General features: G+C 69.3%; 22 protein-coding genes. 3 read left to right on the forward strand and 19 right to left on the reverse strand.

Annotation, left to right across the window (positions count from 1 at the left end):
• Window positions 1-2 precede the first annotated feature (2 nt).
• The 19 genes from rplF to ACZ4Z1_RS05590 all read right to left on the reverse strand — a co-directional run bounded on the left by rplF (window position 3) and on the right by ACZ4Z1_RS05590 (window position 9,843).
• Window positions 3-542 (reverse strand): 50S ribosomal protein L6, encoded by a 540-nt coding sequence (gene rplF / locus ACZ4Z1_RS05500; RefSeq protein ID WP_468485255.1) that lies wholly within the window; start codon window positions 540-542, stop codon window positions 3-5.
• Between the two features lie 22 nt (window positions 543-564).
• A complete protein-coding gene (rpsH, locus tag ACZ4Z1_RS05505; protein WP_004571835.1) occupies window positions 565-963 on the reverse strand; it encodes a 30S ribosomal protein S8 in 399 nt (132 codons plus the stop codon).
• A gap of 264 nt (window positions 964-1,227) precedes the next feature.
• Window positions 1,228-1,413, reverse strand: coding sequence for a type Z 30S ribosomal protein S14 (locus tag ACZ4Z1_RS05510; protein ID WP_004571834.1), 186 nt, complete (start codon window positions 1,411-1,413; stop codon window positions 1,228-1,230).
• Between the two features lie 2 nt (window positions 1,414-1,415).
• Complete coding sequence (gene rplE, locus ACZ4Z1_RS05515) at window positions 1,416-1,976, reverse strand: 50S ribosomal protein L5 (protein ID WP_398347790.1); 561 nt, start codon at window positions 1,974-1,976, stop codon at window positions 1,416-1,418.
• Complete coding sequence (gene rplX / locus ACZ4Z1_RS05520) at window positions 1,976-2,299, reverse strand: 50S ribosomal protein L24 (RefSeq protein ID WP_031003050.1); 324 nt, start codon at window positions 2,297-2,299, stop codon at window positions 1,976-1,978. The genes rplE and rplX overlap by 1 nt, the downstream gene beginning before the upstream one ends.
• A 3-nt stretch (window positions 2,300-2,302) precedes the next feature.
• Entirely contained in the window at window positions 2,303-2,671 is a 369-nt protein-coding gene (rplN, locus tag ACZ4Z1_RS05525) for a 50S ribosomal protein L14 (protein ID WP_003974257.1), read from the reverse strand.
• 131 nt (window positions 2,672-2,802) lie between these two features.
• Window positions 2,803-3,087 (reverse strand): 30S ribosomal protein S17, encoded by a 285-nt coding sequence (gene rpsQ, locus ACZ4Z1_RS05530; RefSeq protein ID WP_004571831.1) that lies wholly within the window; start codon window positions 3,085-3,087, stop codon window positions 2,803-2,805.
• A complete protein-coding gene (gene rpmC, locus ACZ4Z1_RS05535; RefSeq protein ID WP_030016986.1) occupies window positions 3,087-3,311 on the reverse strand; it encodes a 50S ribosomal protein L29 in 225 nt (74 codons plus the stop codon). Before rpmC ends, rpsQ begins: the two co-directional genes overlap by 1 nt.
• The gene (gene rplP, locus ACZ4Z1_RS05540) at window positions 3,311-3,730 is read right to left on the reverse strand and encodes a 50S ribosomal protein L16 (RefSeq protein WP_004571829.1); all 420 of its coding nucleotides are present in this window, start codon (window positions 3,728-3,730) and stop codon (window positions 3,311-3,313) included. The genes rpmC and rplP overlap by 1 nt, the downstream gene beginning before the upstream one ends.
• Before the next feature lie 5 nt (window positions 3,731-3,735).
• Complete coding sequence (rpsC, locus tag ACZ4Z1_RS05545; RefSeq protein WP_004571828.1) at window positions 3,736-4,563, reverse strand: 30S ribosomal protein S3; 828 nt, start codon at window positions 4,561-4,563, stop codon at window positions 3,736-3,738.
• Window positions 4,563-4,910: a 50S ribosomal protein L22 gene (gene rplV / locus ACZ4Z1_RS05550; protein WP_003974262.1), complete on the reverse strand. Its 348-nt coding sequence runs from the start codon at window positions 4,908-4,910 to the stop codon at window positions 4,563-4,565. The genes rpsC and rplV overlap by 1 nt, the downstream gene beginning before the upstream one ends.
• A 44-nt stretch (window positions 4,911-4,954) precedes the next feature.
• Entirely contained in the window at window positions 4,955-5,236 is a 282-nt protein-coding gene (gene rpsS, locus ACZ4Z1_RS05555) for a 30S ribosomal protein S19 (RefSeq protein ID WP_030016988.1), read from the reverse strand.
• A 12-nt stretch (window positions 5,237-5,248) separates the two neighbouring features.
• Complete coding sequence (gene rplB / locus ACZ4Z1_RS05560) at window positions 5,249-6,085, reverse strand: 50S ribosomal protein L2 (protein ID WP_030016989.1); 837 nt, start codon at window positions 6,083-6,085, stop codon at window positions 5,249-5,251.
• Between the two features lie 39 nt (window positions 6,086-6,124).
• Entirely contained in the window at window positions 6,125-6,448 is a 324-nt protein-coding gene (rplW, locus tag ACZ4Z1_RS05565; protein WP_466082019.1) for a 50S ribosomal protein L23, read from the reverse strand.
• Entirely contained in the window at window positions 6,448-7,098 is a 651-nt protein-coding gene (rplD, locus tag ACZ4Z1_RS05570) for a 50S ribosomal protein L4 (protein ID WP_468485256.1), read from the reverse strand. Before rplD ends, rplW begins: the two co-directional genes overlap by 1 nt.
• 8 nt (window positions 7,099-7,106) lie before the next feature.
• Window positions 7,107-7,751 carry a 50S ribosomal protein L3 gene (rplC, locus tag ACZ4Z1_RS05575; RefSeq protein WP_030016992.1) on the reverse strand — a complete coding sequence of 215 codons (645 nt, stop codon included), beginning with the start codon at window positions 7,749-7,751 and terminating at the stop codon, window positions 7,107-7,109.
• Window positions 7,752-7,765: 14 nt separating this feature from the next.
• A complete protein-coding gene (rpsJ, locus tag ACZ4Z1_RS05580) occupies window positions 7,766-8,074 on the reverse strand; it encodes a 30S ribosomal protein S10 (protein WP_004571821.1) in 309 nt (102 codons plus the stop codon).
• Window positions 8,075-8,506: 432 nt separating this feature from the next.
• Window positions 8,507-9,418 (reverse strand): helix-turn-helix transcriptional regulator, encoded by a 912-nt coding sequence (locus ACZ4Z1_RS05585; RefSeq protein WP_468485257.1) that lies wholly within the window; start codon window positions 9,416-9,418, stop codon window positions 8,507-8,509.
• A 146-nt stretch (window positions 9,419-9,564) separates the two neighbouring features.
• The gene (locus tag ACZ4Z1_RS05590) at window positions 9,565-9,843 is read right to left on the reverse strand and encodes a hypothetical protein (RefSeq protein WP_365839330.1); all 279 of its coding nucleotides are present in this window, start codon (window positions 9,841-9,843) and stop codon (window positions 9,565-9,567) included.
• Between the two features lie 632 nt (window positions 9,844-10,475).
• Here ACZ4Z1_RS05590 and ACZ4Z1_RS05595 point away from each other — a divergent pair.
• The 3 genes from ACZ4Z1_RS05595 to ACZ4Z1_RS05605 all read left to right on the forward strand — a co-directional run bounded on the left by ACZ4Z1_RS05595 (window position 10,476) and on the right by ACZ4Z1_RS05605 (window position 14,826).
• Window positions 10,476-11,789, forward strand: coding sequence for an MFS transporter (locus ACZ4Z1_RS05595; protein WP_468485258.1), 1,314 nt, complete (start codon window positions 10,476-10,478; stop codon window positions 11,787-11,789).
• Window positions 11,790-12,062: 273 nt separating this feature from the next.
• A complete protein-coding gene (locus tag ACZ4Z1_RS05600) occupies window positions 12,063-14,006 on the forward strand; it encodes a nucleotidyltransferase domain-containing protein (protein ID WP_468485259.1) in 1,944 nt (647 codons plus the stop codon).
• Window positions 13,993-14,826 (forward strand): TauD/TfdA family dioxygenase, encoded by an 834-nt coding sequence (locus ACZ4Z1_RS05605; RefSeq protein WP_468485260.1) that lies wholly within the window; start codon window positions 13,993-13,995, stop codon window positions 14,824-14,826. Before ACZ4Z1_RS05600 ends, ACZ4Z1_RS05605 begins: the two co-directional genes overlap by 14 nt.
• The last annotated feature ends 87 nt before the right edge of the window (window positions 14,827-14,913 follow it).

The raw sequence follows: 14,913 nt of genomic DNA on the forward strand, positions 1-14,913 counted from the left end.
GCTTACTTACCAGCCTTTCCGACCTTGCGGCGGATGACCTCGCCGGCGTACTTGACGCCCTTGGCCTTGTACGGGTCGGGCTTGCGCAGCTTGCGGATGTTCGCGGCGACCTCGCCGACCTTCTGCTTGTCGATGCCCTCGACGCTCAGCTTGGTCGGGGACTCGACCTTGAACGAGATGCCCTCGGGCGCCTCGACCAGGATCGGGTGGCTGTAACCGAGCGAGAACTCCAGGTTGGAGCCCTTCGCCTGGACGCGGTAACCGACACCGCTGATCTCGAGCGCCTTGCTGAATCCCTGGGTCACGCCGGTGATCATGTTCGCCACCAGCGTGCGGGACAGGCCGTGCAGGGCCTTGTTCTGACGCTCGTCGTTGGGGCGGGTGACGCTGATGACGCCGTCCTCACCCTTGGCGACCTCGATGGGCGCGGCGACGGTGTGCTGCAGGGAGCCCTTGGGACCCTTCACCGAAACCGTGCGGCCGTCGATGGTGACGTCCACACCAGCGGGAACCTGGATGGGCAGCTTGCCAATACGCGACATTAGCTATTCCTCCGTTCCCGAATTACCAGACGTAGGCGAGAACTTCTCCGCCTACGCCCTTCTTGCTGGCCTGCTGACCGGTGAGGAGACCGTGCGACGTGGAGATGATCGCCACGCCCAGGCCGCCGAGCACCTTCGGCAGGTTGGTGGACTTTGCGTAGACCCGCAGGCCCGGCTTCGAGATGCGCTTGATGCCGGCGATCGAGCGCTCGCGGTTCGGTCCGAACTTCAGCTCGAGGATGAGGTTCTTGCCGACCTCGGCGTCCTCGACCTTCCAGCCGGTGATGTAACCCTCCTGCTGGAGGATCTCCGCGATGTGCGACTTGATCTTGCTGTGCGGCATCACGACGGTGTCGTGGTACGCCGAGTTCGCGTTCCGCAGACGCGTGAGCATGTCTGCGATGGGGTCAGTCATGGTCATGAATTGGCCTTCGGCCTCTCTCGCCGGGGTTTCCTGTATGCGCCATCCCTCTCCCCGATCAGGGTCGGGACGGGTGCGGCGCGGGGACCTTCGGCGTAGTAAGTCGTTCCTGGGCGGCGGGCGCCCAACCCTTCTACCCTACGGGATCAAAGGGCGGGCCCCCGCCGATCAGATGCTTACCGAGAGACTCCGGAACCACCCACGTGATTCCTGCCGTCCGCCGGGCGCCCGAGAGGGCGCTGGTCGGACGAGCGGGAGGGGGTGTTACCAGGAGCTCTTGGTCACGCCCGGCAGCTCGCCACGGTGAGCCATCTCACGAAGGCACACGCGGCACAGGCCGAACTTGCGGTAGACGGAGTGCGGCCGGCCGCAGCGCTGGCAACGCGTGTACGCGCGCACAGCGAACTTCGGCTTGCGGGCCGCCTTAGCGATCAGAGCCTTCTTCGCCACGGTCAGTTCTCCTTGAACGGGAAGCCGAGGTGACGAAGCAGGGCGCGGCCCTCATCGTCGTTGGACGCCGTGGTGACCACGGTGATGTCCATGCCCCGCTGCCGGTCGATCTTGTCCTGGTCGATCTCGTGGAACATCGCCTGCTCCGTGAGACCGAAGGTGTAGTTGCCCCGACCGTCGAACTGCTTCGGGGACAGACCACGGAAGTCGCGGATGCGCGGCAGCGCGAGCGACAGCAGGCGGTCCAGGAACTCCCACATGCGGTCACCGCGGAGGGTGACGTGGGCACCGATCGGCTGGCCCTCGCGCAGCTTGAACTGCGCGATGGACTTACGGGCCTTGGTGACGGCCGGCTTCTGGCCGGTGATCGTGGTGAGGTCCTTGATGGCACCCTCGATCAGCTTGGAGTCGCGGGCGGCGTCGCCCACACCCATGTTGACCACGATCTTGGTCAGACCGGGGATCTGCATGACGTTCTCGTAGGAGAACTCGTCCTTCAGCTTCCCGGCGATCTCTTCGCGGTAGCGCTGCTTGAGGCGCGGCGCGTTGGTGGTGGCAGTCATCAGATGTCCTCACCGGTCCGCTTGGCAACGCGGATCTTGTTGCCCTCTTCGTCGAAGCGGTACCCGACGCGGGTGACGACCTTGTTGCCGTCCTTCTCCACGACCAGCTGAACGTTGCTGACGTGGATGGGGGCCTCGGTCGTCACGATGCCGCCGGTCTTGGAGCCGCGAGCGGTCTGACCGGCCTTGGTGTGCTTCTTGACCCGGTTGACACCCTCGACCAGGACACGGTCCTCGCGGGGGAAGGCCGCGATGACCTTGCCCTGCTTGCCCTTGTCCTTGCCGGTGATGATCTGGACCAGGTCGCCCTTCTTGATCTTCATCGGTTACAGCACCTCCGGCGCGAGCGAGATGATCTTCATGAACTTCTTCTCGCGCAGCTCCCGGCCCACGGGGCCGAAGATGCGGGTGCCGCGGGGGTCGCCATCGTTCTTGAGGATGACGGCCGCGTTCTCGTCGAAGCGGATGTACGAGCCGTCCGGACGGCGGCGCTCCTTGACGGTGCGAACGATGACCGCCTTGACGACGTCACCCTTCTTCACGTTGCCACCGGGGATCGCATCCTTGACGGTGGCGACGATGACGTCACCGATGCCCGCGTAGCGGCGGCCCGAACCACCGAGAACACGGATGGTGAGAATTTCCTTCGCACCCGTGTTGTCGGCGACCCGAAGCCGCGACTCCTGCTGGATCACGTCTATCTCCTGATCGTCTGCCGGTTCCCGGCGGGGGCCTCATGGCTGAGGCCCACCGCCGAGCCTGGCGGAACTGACCTGGGGGAAACCCCCCAGGCGGTATCTATAGGAATTCCCGAACGGGAATTTCCTTACTTGGCCTTCTCGAGGATCTCGACGATGCGCCAGCGCTTGCTCGCCGAAAGCGGACGCGTCTCCATCAGGAGGACGCGGTCGCCGACACCGGCAGCGTTCTGCTCGTCGTGCGCCTTGAGCTTGTTCGTACGGCGGATGACCTTGCCGTACAGCGCGTGCTTGACACGGTCCTCGACAGCGACGACGACGGTCTTGTCCATCTTGTCGCTGACGACGAGACCCTCGCGGGTCTTGCGGAAGCCGCGCTGCTCGTTCGTCTCAGTCACATTCTTCTCGCTCATCAGGCGCTCTCCACCGTCTCGATGCCGAGCTCGCGCTCGCGCATCAGGGTGTAGATCCGGGCGATGTCCTTGCGGACGGCCTTCAGCCGGCCGTGGTTCTCCAGCTGTCCGGTCGCCGCCTGGAAGCGGAGGTTGAACAGCTCCTCCTTGGCCTCACGAAGCTTCTTGACGAGGTCCTCGCCATTCAGCTCGCGCAGCTCGGTCGCCTTGGTACCGGCCGCCATCACGACTCACCTGCCTCGCGCCGCACGATGCGGCACTTCATCGGAAGCTTGTGGGCGGCGCGGGTCAGCGCCTCCTTCGCAACCTTTTCGTTCGGGAAGGACAGCTCGAACATCACCCGACCGGGCTTGACGTTCGCGACCCACCACTCCGGAGAACCCTTACCGGAACCCATGCGGGTCTCGGCCGGCTTCTTCGTCAGCGGGCGGTCCGGGTAAATGTTGATCCAGACCTTGCCGCCACGCTTGATGTGACGGGTCATGGCGATACGAGCGGACTCGATCTGCCGGTTCGTCACGTAGGCGGGGGTCACGGCCTGAATGCCGTACTCACCGAAGGCAAGCTCGGTGCCACCCTTGGCCATACCGTTGCGCTTCGGGTGGTGCTGCTTGCGGTGCTTGACCCTGCGAGGGATCAGCATGTCGGTCAGCCCTCCGTTCCGGTGCTCTCAGCAGCCGGAGCAGCGGCAGCGGCCTCGGCCTTGGGGGCCTCGGCAGCGGCGTTCTGCTGCGGCTTGCGGCCGCCACGGCCGCCACGCTCGCCACCGCGGCGCGGACGGTCGTTGCCGCCACCACGGGCCGGGCGGTTACCCGCACGGGCGGCAGCGTTCTCGGCGCGGACCTCGGCGATGTTCTTGACGTCGCCCTTGTAGATCCAGACCTTCACACCGATACGGCCGAAGGTGGTCTTGGCCTCGAAGAAGCCGTAGTCGACGTTGGCGCGGAGCGTGTGCAGGGGCACGCGGCCCTCGCGGTAGAACTCCGAGCGCGACATCTCGGCGCCGCCGAGACGGCCACCGCACTGGATCTTGATGCCCTTGGCGCCGGCCTTCATCGTCGACTGCATGCTCTTGCGCATGGCGCGACGGAAGGAGACGCGGGAGGACAGCTGCTCGGCGACGGCCTGGGCCACGAGCTGAGCATCGGTCTCGGGGTTCTTGACCTCGAGGATGTTCAGCTGGACCTGCTTGCCGGTCAGCTTCTCCAGTTCGCCGCGGATGCGGTCGGCCTCGGCGCCGCGGCGGCCGATGACGATGCCCGGACGAGCGGTGTGGATGTCGACGCGGACGCGCTCACGGGTGCGCTCGATCTCCACCTTGGAGATACCGGCGCGCTCCATGCCCTTCGTCATCATGCGACGAATGGCGACGTCTTCCTTGACGTAGTCCTTGTACAGCTTGTCGGCGTACCAGCGCGACTTGAAGTCGGTGGTGATGCCGAGCCGGAACCCGTGCGGGTTTACCTTCTGGCCCATTACCGGGTTCCTTCCTTGCTGCTGACGACCACGGTGATGTGGCTGGTCCGCTTGCGGATCCGGTAGGCACGGCCCTGGGCGCGCGGCCGGAACCGCTTCAGGGTCGGACCCTCGTCGACGTACGCCTCGGAGATGAAGAGGCTGTCGGCGTCGGTGTGGTCGTAGTTGTGCGCCGCGTTGGCAATGGCGCTGTCCAGCACCTTGCCGACGGGCACGCTCGCGGCCTGCGGGGCGAAACGCAGGACCGCCTGAGCCTCCGTGGCATCCATGCCACGGATAAGGTCCACCACGCGGCGGGCCTTCATGGGCGTGACGCGGATGTACCGCGCCTGGGCCCTGGCTTCCATGGTTGTCCCTTCGGTGTCAGTCATAGTCTTCGCACTCCGGTCGATCAGCGACGACGCGACTTGCGGTCGTCCTTCTCGTGGCCGCGGAAGGTGCGGGTCGGCGCAAACTCGCCGAGCTTGTGGCCGACCATCGACTCGGTGACGAACACCGGGACGTGCTTGCGGCCGTCGTGCACCGCGATCGTGTGGCCGAGCATGGCCGGGACGATCATGGAGCGGCGGGACCAGGTCTTGATGACGTTCTTGGTGCCGGCTTCGTTCTGCGTGTCCACCTTCTTGCTCAGGTGGTCGTCGACGAAGGGCCCCTTCTTGAGACTACGCGGCATCTAAACCCGCTCCTAGCGCTTCTTGTTCGTCTTGCGGCGGCGGACGATGTACTTGTTCGAAGCCTTCTTCGGCGAACGCGTACGACCCTCCTTCTGGCCCCAGGGCGAGACCGGGTGGCGACCACCGGAGGTCTTGCCCTCACCACCACCGTGCGGGTGGTCGACCGGGTTCATCACGACACCACGCACGGTCGGGCGGACGCCCTTCCAGCGCATACGGCCGGCCTTGCCCCAGTTGATGTTCGACTGCTCGGCGTTGCCGACCTCGCCGACGGTGGCGCGGCAGCGCACGTCGACCAGGCGGATCTCACCGGACGGCATACGAAGGTGGGCCATGGAGCCCTCCTTCGCCAGCAGCTGCACGGAGGCACCCGCGGAGCGGGCGAACTTCGCGCCGCCGCCGGGCCGCAGCTCGATGGCGTGGATCGTCGTACCGACCGGGATGTGGCGCAGCGGCAGGTTGTTGCCCGGCTTGATGTCGGCGCCCTGGCCGTTCTCAATCCGAGCACCCTGCACCAGGCCACGCGGCGCGATGATGTAGCGCTTCTCGCCGTCTGCGTAGTGCAGCAGCGCGATGCGCGCGGTGCGGTTCGGGTCGTACTCGATGTGCGCGACCTTGGCCGGCACGCCGTCCTTGTCGTGACGACGGAAGTCGATCACGCGGTAGGCGCGCTTGTGGCCACCGCCCTGGTGGCGAACGGTCACACGACCGGCGTTGTTACGGCCGCCCTTGCTGTGCAGCGGGCGGACCAGCGACTTCTCCGGCGTGGACCGCGTGATCTCGACAAAGTCGGCGACGCTGGAGCCACGACGGCCCGGGGTCGTCGGCTTGTACTTGCGGATACCCATTTCTCAGTCCTCGTCCGATTCCGGACGACTCGGACTCCGTTAGGAGACCGGGCCGCCGAAGATGTCGATACGGTCGCCCTCGGCGAGGGTCACGATGGCGCGCTTGGTGTTGGCGCGCTTGCCGAAACCGGTGCGGGTGCGCTTGCGCTTGCCCTGGCGGTTGATCGTGTTGACCCCGGTGACCTTGACCGAGAAGACCGCCTCGACGGCCTGCTTGATCTGGGTCTTGTTCGCACGCGGGTCGACGATGAACGTGTACTTGTTCTCGTCCAGCAGCGCGTAGCTCTTCTCGGACACGACCGGCTTGACGAGAATGTCGCGCGGGTCCGTGAAGGACTTGCTGGTGACGGTCGCCTCAGCCATCAGGCGGCGCTCCCTTCGGTCTCAACGGCCTTGGGGCCAGACACGAAGGACTCGAAGGCGGCCTTGGTGAAGACCACGTCGTCGGAGACGAGCACGTCGTACGTGTTCAGCTGGCCCGGCTCCAGGATGTGGACCTGGGGCAGGTTGCGGGCGGACAGCCACGCGGCCTCGTCGGCGCGCTCGGCGACCAGGAGCACGTGCTTGCGCTCGCTGATCTTGCCGAGGAGAGCCTTGGCGGCCTTCGTGGAGACCTCGCCCTCGACCACGCCGGAGACGACGTGGATGCGGCTGTTGCGGGCCCGGTCGGTGAGGGCACCGCGCAGGGCGGCGGCCTTCATCTTCTTCGGGGTCCGCTGGCTGTAGTCACGCGGCACGGGGCCGTGGACGACGCCACCGCCGGCGAACTGCGGCGCACGGGTCGAGCCCTGACGCGCGCGGCCGGTGCCCTTCTGGCGGTACGGCTTCTTGCCGCCGCCGCGGACCTCGCCACGGGTCTTGGTCTTGTGCGTGCCCTGACGGGCCGCGGCCAGCTGCGCGACAACGACCTGGTGGATCAGCGGAATGCTGACCTTCGCGTCGAAGATCTCCGTGGGGAGCTCGACGGTCCCGGCCTTGTCGCCTGCCGGCGAAAGGATGTCAATGGTGCTCATCGGTTACCTCAGGCCCCCTTGGCCGCGGTACGGACCAGGACGAGGCCGCCGTTCGGACCAGGAACTGCGCCCTTGATGAGCAGCAGGCCCTTCTCCGCGTCAACGGCATGGACGGTCAGGTTCTGGGTGGTGACCCGCTCGTTGCCCATACGGCCGGCCATCCGCATGCCCTTGAACACGCGGCCCGGGGTGGCGCAGCCACCGATGGAGCCCGGCTTGCGGTGCACGCGGTGGGCACCGTGCGAAGCCTTGCCGCCGTGGAAGCCGTGACGCTTCATGACACCGGCGAAGCCCTTGCCCTTGCTCTTGCCGGTCACGTCCACCTTGACGCCCGACTCGAAGGTCTCGGCGGTCAGCTCCTGGCCGAGGGTGTACTCACTGGCGTCAGTGGTACGAACCTCGACGAGGTGGCGGCGGGGGGTGACGTCGGCCTTCGCGAAGTGGCCCTTGAGGGGCTTGTTCACCTTGCGCGGGTCGATCTCGCCGAAGGCGATCTGGACGGAGTCGTAGCCGTCCTGGTCATTGGTGCGCACCTGGGTAACGACGCAGGGGCCGGCCTTGACCACAGTGACCGGGACGACACGGTTGTTCTCGTCCCAGACCTGGGTCATGCCGAGCTTCTCGCCCAGGATGCCCTTGATCTGCTTAGCCATCTCTACTGCGCCTCTCAGAGCTTGATCTCGATGTCGACGCCGGCCGGAAGGTCCAGGCGCATCAGCGAGTCAACGGTCTTGGGCGTCGGGTCGAGGATGTCGATCAGGCGCTTGTGCGTGCGCATCTCGAAGTGCTCGCGCGAGTCCTTGTACTTGTGCGGCGACTTGATGACGCAGTACACGTTCTTCTCGGTGGGGAGCGGCACCGGGCCCGCGACCGACGCACCAGTACGGGTCACCGTCTCGACGATCTTCTTCGCCGACGTGTCGATGACCTCGTGGTCGTAGGCCTTGAGCCGGATGCGGATCTTCTGTCCCGCCATGGCTACTTCGTAGTCCTGTCTCTCGTAACGCTCTGGGACCCGGTACGTTGCCGTTCATCCACCGACCCACGCGGTCGGGCGTGTCGCGCTCCTTCCCGCAGATCCCCGCAAGGGCGATCCTTCGAGAAGGAAAACGTGGGGGATGAACACCCACCGGGCGCCTGGCTGAGGCACCCCGCTGACGCTTCCCGGAAGATTCCCGTACTTCCGCCTCTGACAAGAGACGACGAATACCTAGGACTCGCTTCCAGTCCTCCCGGCGGGAGGCGCGCAGCATCGGCACTCAACCGAGCAACCTGGACAGTGTGCCATACCAGCGGTGACCGCTGCCAATCGAGCCGGAGATCGTACACCGCGGCGCACCGTCCGGATGCACGGACCCGCCCCCGGCACGCCGGAACGAGTCGTCGGCGGGGCGCGACGGCCCCGCCGTCACGCGGCGATCGCCAGCTGCCACTGGATACGGGCGGACTCCTCCGTGAGACGGTCGTCACCCTCCACGGTGAAGGCCGCGTGCGGGAAGTCCCGGACCTGGCGGAGCCACTCGCCGACCGTCGCCGTGCCGGATACGGGGACGACGCGGCCGGAGCGGTCCGGGCCGCGGCTGGAGAGGACCGTGACGGTGAACCGGTCGGTCTCGGTCACCAGCACCACGTCGTGCGGGAACTGCGCCACGCGCTCCATGACACCGCGCGCCGGCTCGCGCCCGTCGGCCACGACCAGGACGTGGTCGCCGTGCTCGTCCGTCGTCCCCTCGAACCCCGCCAGTATGCCCAGGAACCGGTTTATGTGGCGGTTGCGCAGCTCGTCGATGACGCGCTGGCGCCCTTCCTGGAAGCCCGCGGTCGCGGCGAACCGGAACGTCAGCGAGACCCGGCCGGCCAGCGCCACGTCGATCTCCGCCATCTCCTCGCGGGTGGGGTACGCGGCACCGTCGTCGAGGCCGTGCGCGGCGAGCCAGCGGTTGACCTCCGGCCACAGCCACGCCTGGGAGCGCCCCACAGTCCCCTCGGCGGCCGGGAAGGGCGCGCCCTGGGCCTTGCGGGCCCCGGCGGCCCACTGGGCGACGTTCTGCCGGGAGCGGCCCGTGCGCTCGGCGATCTCGTGTATGCCGACCAGGTCGCGGTCGAGGCGGCGCACCCGCAGGCGCGGCACCGCGGCCCGGGCGGCCGAGGCCGCTTCGAGCGCGGCCCGGACCGCGCAGTCGCCGGGCCAGGTGATGCTGAGCAGGTCGGTGCCGCCGGCCCGCGCCAGAAGGGCGTCGCAGGTGTCGCGCAGCGCATCGACGGCGTCCTGGTCGTCGACGGTCGCACCCGTGACGACGAAGGTGAAGTCGTAGTCCATGGCGGCGTCCCCCTAGTCCTTGGGCAGGGTTGCAGGTCTGTTGACGTTCGTCAACAGACAAAGCATGACAAAGCCTGTCGCATCCCGCCCGGGCAGCTGTCGCAAAACGTACGACCGCCGACCGCCCACCTCAGTTGACGCAGCGGTCACGCTTCGCCGCGCGGCATCCCCGTCAGACTCCGGTTCGCCGCGTCGCCCGGCAGCGGACACCGCGCCGCCAGCCGGTCGATCACGCGCGCGTGCGCCGTGGCGCTGCGCGGCGTGCCCGCCACCGGAATGACCGTGCACCGCCCCTCGCACGGACAGTAGAGCCGCCCCCAGTGCCCGTCCTTGCGCAGCACCCACCCCCGGGCCGCCCACTTCTCCAGCACCCGCCGCACGTCCTTCTTGGGGTGGTCACAGGGCCTGATCTCGCTGCCGACCACCCGCTCACCGCCCGTCGGCGCGTACGGACGGCCCCGGGGCGCACCTCGGCGGCCCGTGGTGCACGCGCGACTCCCGGGCGGCGGACACGGAGCCGTCACCGCGCGGCGCGGCGCGGGCGACGGGGTGAGCAACTACCACGAGCGGCGGACTCCTCTGGTGCCGGCTGGACTTCCTGGCGACGCCTGACCCCTCGGCGCGCGCCGCCCCCTCCCCGGGCGGTGACGCTCCGACACCAGCACGTTACTCCAAATGACGGAAGCTCCCTCGGTAATTCGTGCGCGCCGCACCCCGCAACCCGAACTTCCGCACCTCGGGGCGGCGGAGCGGAGCGCACGCCCCTCCCCCGCTCCGGCTCACGACCGCGCGCGACCGTACGCCCTTCGGCCGCCGAGCGTAAAAAGATATCCGGCGCAGACGAATACCCACCGTATCGAAGTGTCCGCACAATCCTACAGCTCACAAGAAATGAAAGCCTTCCGGCTGAAGCTGCAACTCCGACGACTATGCGGCACTTCCGGAGGGAATCCTGCATGCGTACCGACCGGGCGGCGGGGAGGAGGAATTCAGCATGGATTTCATTCCCCGATCCCGGTTCGGGCGCCGCTTCCCGCACGGACGCCTTTCTCGACGCGTGAAGGGAAGACCCGGACGCTCCGCACAGCCGGGCGCGACGACGTTCGGCTCACTCCGCATCCGCAACTACCGGCTGTTCGCCGCCGGGCAGGCCGTCTCCCACACCGGTACGTGGATGCAGCGCATCGCCCAGGACTGGCTGGTCGTCGAGCTGACCGGCTCCCCCGCCGCCGTCGGAGTCACCATCGGCCTCCAGTACGCGCCCATGCTGCTCCTCGGGCTGCACGGCGGCCTGATCGCCGACCGGCTGCCCATGCGCCGACTGCTGCTGCGGACCCAGGCCGCGCTGGGCACGACGGGGCTCGTCCTGGCCGTACTGGCGCTGTCCGGCCAGGTGCGGCCCTGGCACGTGTACGTCATGGCCGTCCTACTGGGCCTGGTCTCCGTCGCGGACGCCCCCGCCCGGCAGGCCTTCGTCGCCGAACTGGTCGGGCCGGAGCACCTGCGCAACGCGGTGAGCCTGAACTCCGCCACCTTCCAGACCGCGCGCCTGGTCGGCCCCGCCGCCGCCGGCGTCGTGATCGCCGTGGCGGGCAGCGGCTGGGCCTTCCTCCTCAACGGCCTCTCCTACCTCGCGCCCCTGGCCGCCCTGCTCCTCCTGCGCCCCGGCGAGATGCACCCAGCCGAGCGCGCCCCGCGCGGCAGCGGCCAGGTCAGGGCAGCACTGCGGCAGGTCGGCCGCGACCCCGGCCTGCTGTGGCCGATCGTGCTGGTCGCCTTCATCGGCACGTTCGGGTTCAACTTCCCCGTCTGGCTGACCGCGTTCACCGCAGGCGTCTTCCGTACCGGCTCCGGCGTGTACGGGCTGCTCAGCTCCCTGCTGGCGGCGGGTGCGGTGGCGGGAGCGCTGTGGGCGGCGCGCAGCCAGGCGCCGCCGCGGCGGGTGCTGACCGTGGCGGGGATGCTGTTCGGCGCGCTGGAGACGGCCGCGGCGCTCGCCCCCGCCCTGTGGCTCTTCGCGGCGCTGCTGGTCCCGGTCGGCATGGCCGGTCTGGCCGTCACCGCCACCGCCAACGCGCACGTCCAGCTCACGGCCGACGCCGCGACGCGGGGCAGGGTGATGAGCCTGTTCAAGATCGCGTTCATGGGCGGCACGCCGGTGTCCGCACCGGCCGTCGGCTGGATCACCGAGACCTGCGGCCCCCGCGCCGGCTTCCTCACCGGCGGCCTGACCTCCTTCGCCGCGGCCGCCGCCATCGGCTTCGCGCTGTCCCGTACGGCGACGGCGGCGGCACCGGGGGCGGGCAAGCACCTGGAGAGCGGCACGGAAACGAGAACGGACGGGGACGCGGGCACCGCCGCGAAGACGTGACCCCCGGCTGCGGCATCGGCCTTTCCCGCTCCTCCTGTCATCCGCCTACGTATGGACAGCACACCCCGGAATTTCCGGCGACCGCATCAGACCGGCGCCGAAAGAAGGAAACTGCCGCAAACCGAGCAGCGATCGCCACCACCCACCTCCACTCACCACACCGCAATTTCGAACCCGCGAAATAAACCACCCGGAAAAGAAAAACACCCCACCATTTCATGCCCCCGAAATCCGCACCCCACCCGACCGTGCACCACCGGAGGAAGAATCACCATGCCGCTGAACCCACAGCCCGAGGACCGCCCGTCGGCGTCACACCGGGTCATCGCCCTGAGCGGCCCGGCTCACGTGGGCAAGGACACCCAACTCCGCATGCTGGCCCGCCGTACCCCGCAGATCGAGATCTCCGCCCGCGCCGAGGCACACGCCCCCCGGTGGCCCGCCCTCAGCGGTACGGAGAGAACCGGGTGGTGGCTGGACGGCGCCTCCTGCCAGCAGCTGGCGGACGTGCTCGCCGCTTCCTTCCTGGCCCGCACCCGGCAGCCCCGGGCCAGTGACCTGCGCTGCGTACGGCAGGGCCTGCCCATGCTGGAGGCGATGCTCGCCGCGGTCGTCGCCGTGCGCGAGCGGCGCGGTCCGGGGCGCGCGGCGCACGACGCGCGCATGGCACTCGCCCCGTACCGCACCGCCCTGCGCGCCGCCGAGAAGACCGAGTACGGCGTCGTCCTGCTGCACGACGAGGACCCCGCCCTCGGCGCAGCGCGCGCCCTGGCCCGGTCCCCTGCACCCGACAGCCTCCTGGAGGACTACCAACAGCGGCTGCACGAGCAGATCAACCGCCTTGTCGAGGAGGGACGTTTCGACACCGCCGTCGTCGTCGGCGACCGCCCGGCGGTCGATGTCCAGCACGAGCTGCGCCAGGCCCTGCACCGGCTCTACCCCGCGGTCCCGGAATGCGCGCTCTCCCGGGTACGCGTGGTGGCGCTGGGCGGCGACTGCGACCACGCGCGCGACGCCGCCGGCGAGTACCTGCGCACCCGCCGCGGCTACGCCCGGCTCACCGCCGGCCACCTCAGCGACGACGCGCCGCACACTCCTGCCCCCACGGGCACCGACGACGCCGCGGCCCGGGCCGAACGGCTCACCGACGGCCTCGACCGCTACTGCGCCGCGCATCCCTTCCTCGACCGCGTGAGCATCGAGCCCGTACGTGACCGCGCCACCGTCGAGGAACTGCGCAAGCTCTTCGGCGACCGGCTCCGCGCCCTACGACCCGACGCCGTACGCCCCGACCCGGCCCCCGGACCGGCCACCTCCCCGAACGACTCCTCCCCGAACCCCGACGCCACCGCCCCGAACGCCGCGGCCCCCTGGCCCCGCCTCAGCCTCCAGCGGTGCCTGGACCGCCTCGCCTTCGACGCGGCCTGGACGTTCCGGCCGCTCAAGCCCGTCTCCGTACACAGCCTGGGCCTCCCGCCCTGCCTCGGCACGTACTTGCGTGACCTGCGCGAACGCCTCACCCGGCCGACGGCCGCCGTGGGTCTGCTCGCCGTCACCGGCAGCGCGGCCCGGGGGACGTACCGCGACGGCTGGAGCGACCTGGACGTCCTCGTGCTGGCACGGCAGGACGACCTGCCCCGGCTCCGGCACGTGCGCGCGGAGCTGGAACCGGTGCTGGACGGGGTGCGGATGACCATGACGGTGCTCACCGAGGACGAGTTCCGCGCGGGCGCCCTGCCCCCGCGGCTGCTGCACGTCCTCACCCTCAGCGGGGCGGGTGCCATCGCGCCCCTGTGGTGCGCTCCCGGCCTCGCCCTGCCCGTACCGGACGCCGTGACGTACGCGGACGTCAGTGTGCGCGACGGCGTCCAGGCCGCCGTCACCCTGCGCAAACAGCTGCTGCTCGGCGAGCCGGACCTGCGGGTGCTCTACAAGGCCACCGCCCTCCTCGCGAAGATCATGCTCCGGATGGAGAGCGGGGCCGAGTACCCGGCCGACAGCGAGGCCATCACGGCCTTCCACCACCGCCACCCGGACGGTCTCGCCGACGCCCCCGGCGACGTACGACACGACCGCGCCGGGACCGAGCGGATGGCCGCCGCCGTACTGCGCGACTGGCTGGCCACCCTCGCCGCGGAGCCGACGGCGCGGGCGGTAGGGGCCACCGCACCGACCGCAGCACCGCGCCCGGAGGTCACCGGCCATGGCGACACCTGACCTGCGCCGCCCGTTCGGCTCCGGCCTGTCCGTGGCGGCGCAGACCGTCCGCGTCCCCTCCCTGAGCTACATGTCCATGACGCAGGAGCGCGAGATGCTGGCCGCGTTCAACCGGTACGGCTTCGCGATCCTGCGCTGCGCGGAGCGCGCCGGGAGCCGCCAGGACCTGCTCGGCCTGCGGCGGCGCTTCGGCAGCCCGGTGCCGCACCCGCGCGCGGACGGCGACGGAATCGTGCCGATCACCCCCGCGGAGCCGGTCGCCGGTTTCCTCGGCTCGACCGGCGCGGAGCACCCGCTGCACACGGACGGCGCGTTCCACGACAGCCCGGAGGCCCTGATCACGCTCCAGTGCGTACGGCCGGCCGTACGCGGCGGCCTGTCCGTCCTGGCCAGCGCCCAGGCGGCCTACACGCACCTGGCGCGGCACTTCCCCGGCCGGCGGGACGCGCTGACCGAGCCCGACGCGCTGACGATCAGCCGTACCGACCAGACCAGCACCCAGCCGCTGTTCCGGTACCGCGACGGCGTCTGCACGCTGAAGTTCCGGATGGCGGATGGCGTGTCGCGGGTCGTCCCGCGCCCCGACCTGCGCGACCAGTACGCGGAACTGTGCCGTTTCTTCGCCACCCCCGCGAACCGGCTGAGCTTCAAGCTCGCCGCCGGCGACGTACTGATCGCCGACAACACGGCCGTGGTCCACGGCAGGACGTCCATCCCCGCCGGCGTCCCCCGCCTGATGCGCCGCCTCAACTTCGACGCCACCGGGCCGACCTGCGCCCACATGACCTTCGGCTTCCCCACACCCCCGAACCCACCCTGACCCCCACCCCCCACGAACTACGCAGGTCCCGCTCCCCCAGAGCCCCCACCCGAGACCCGCACTCCCGAAACGCGCGCACGGCGCCCG

The sequence above is a fragment of the Streptomyces sp. NPDC030165 genome (assembly GCF_055573595.1).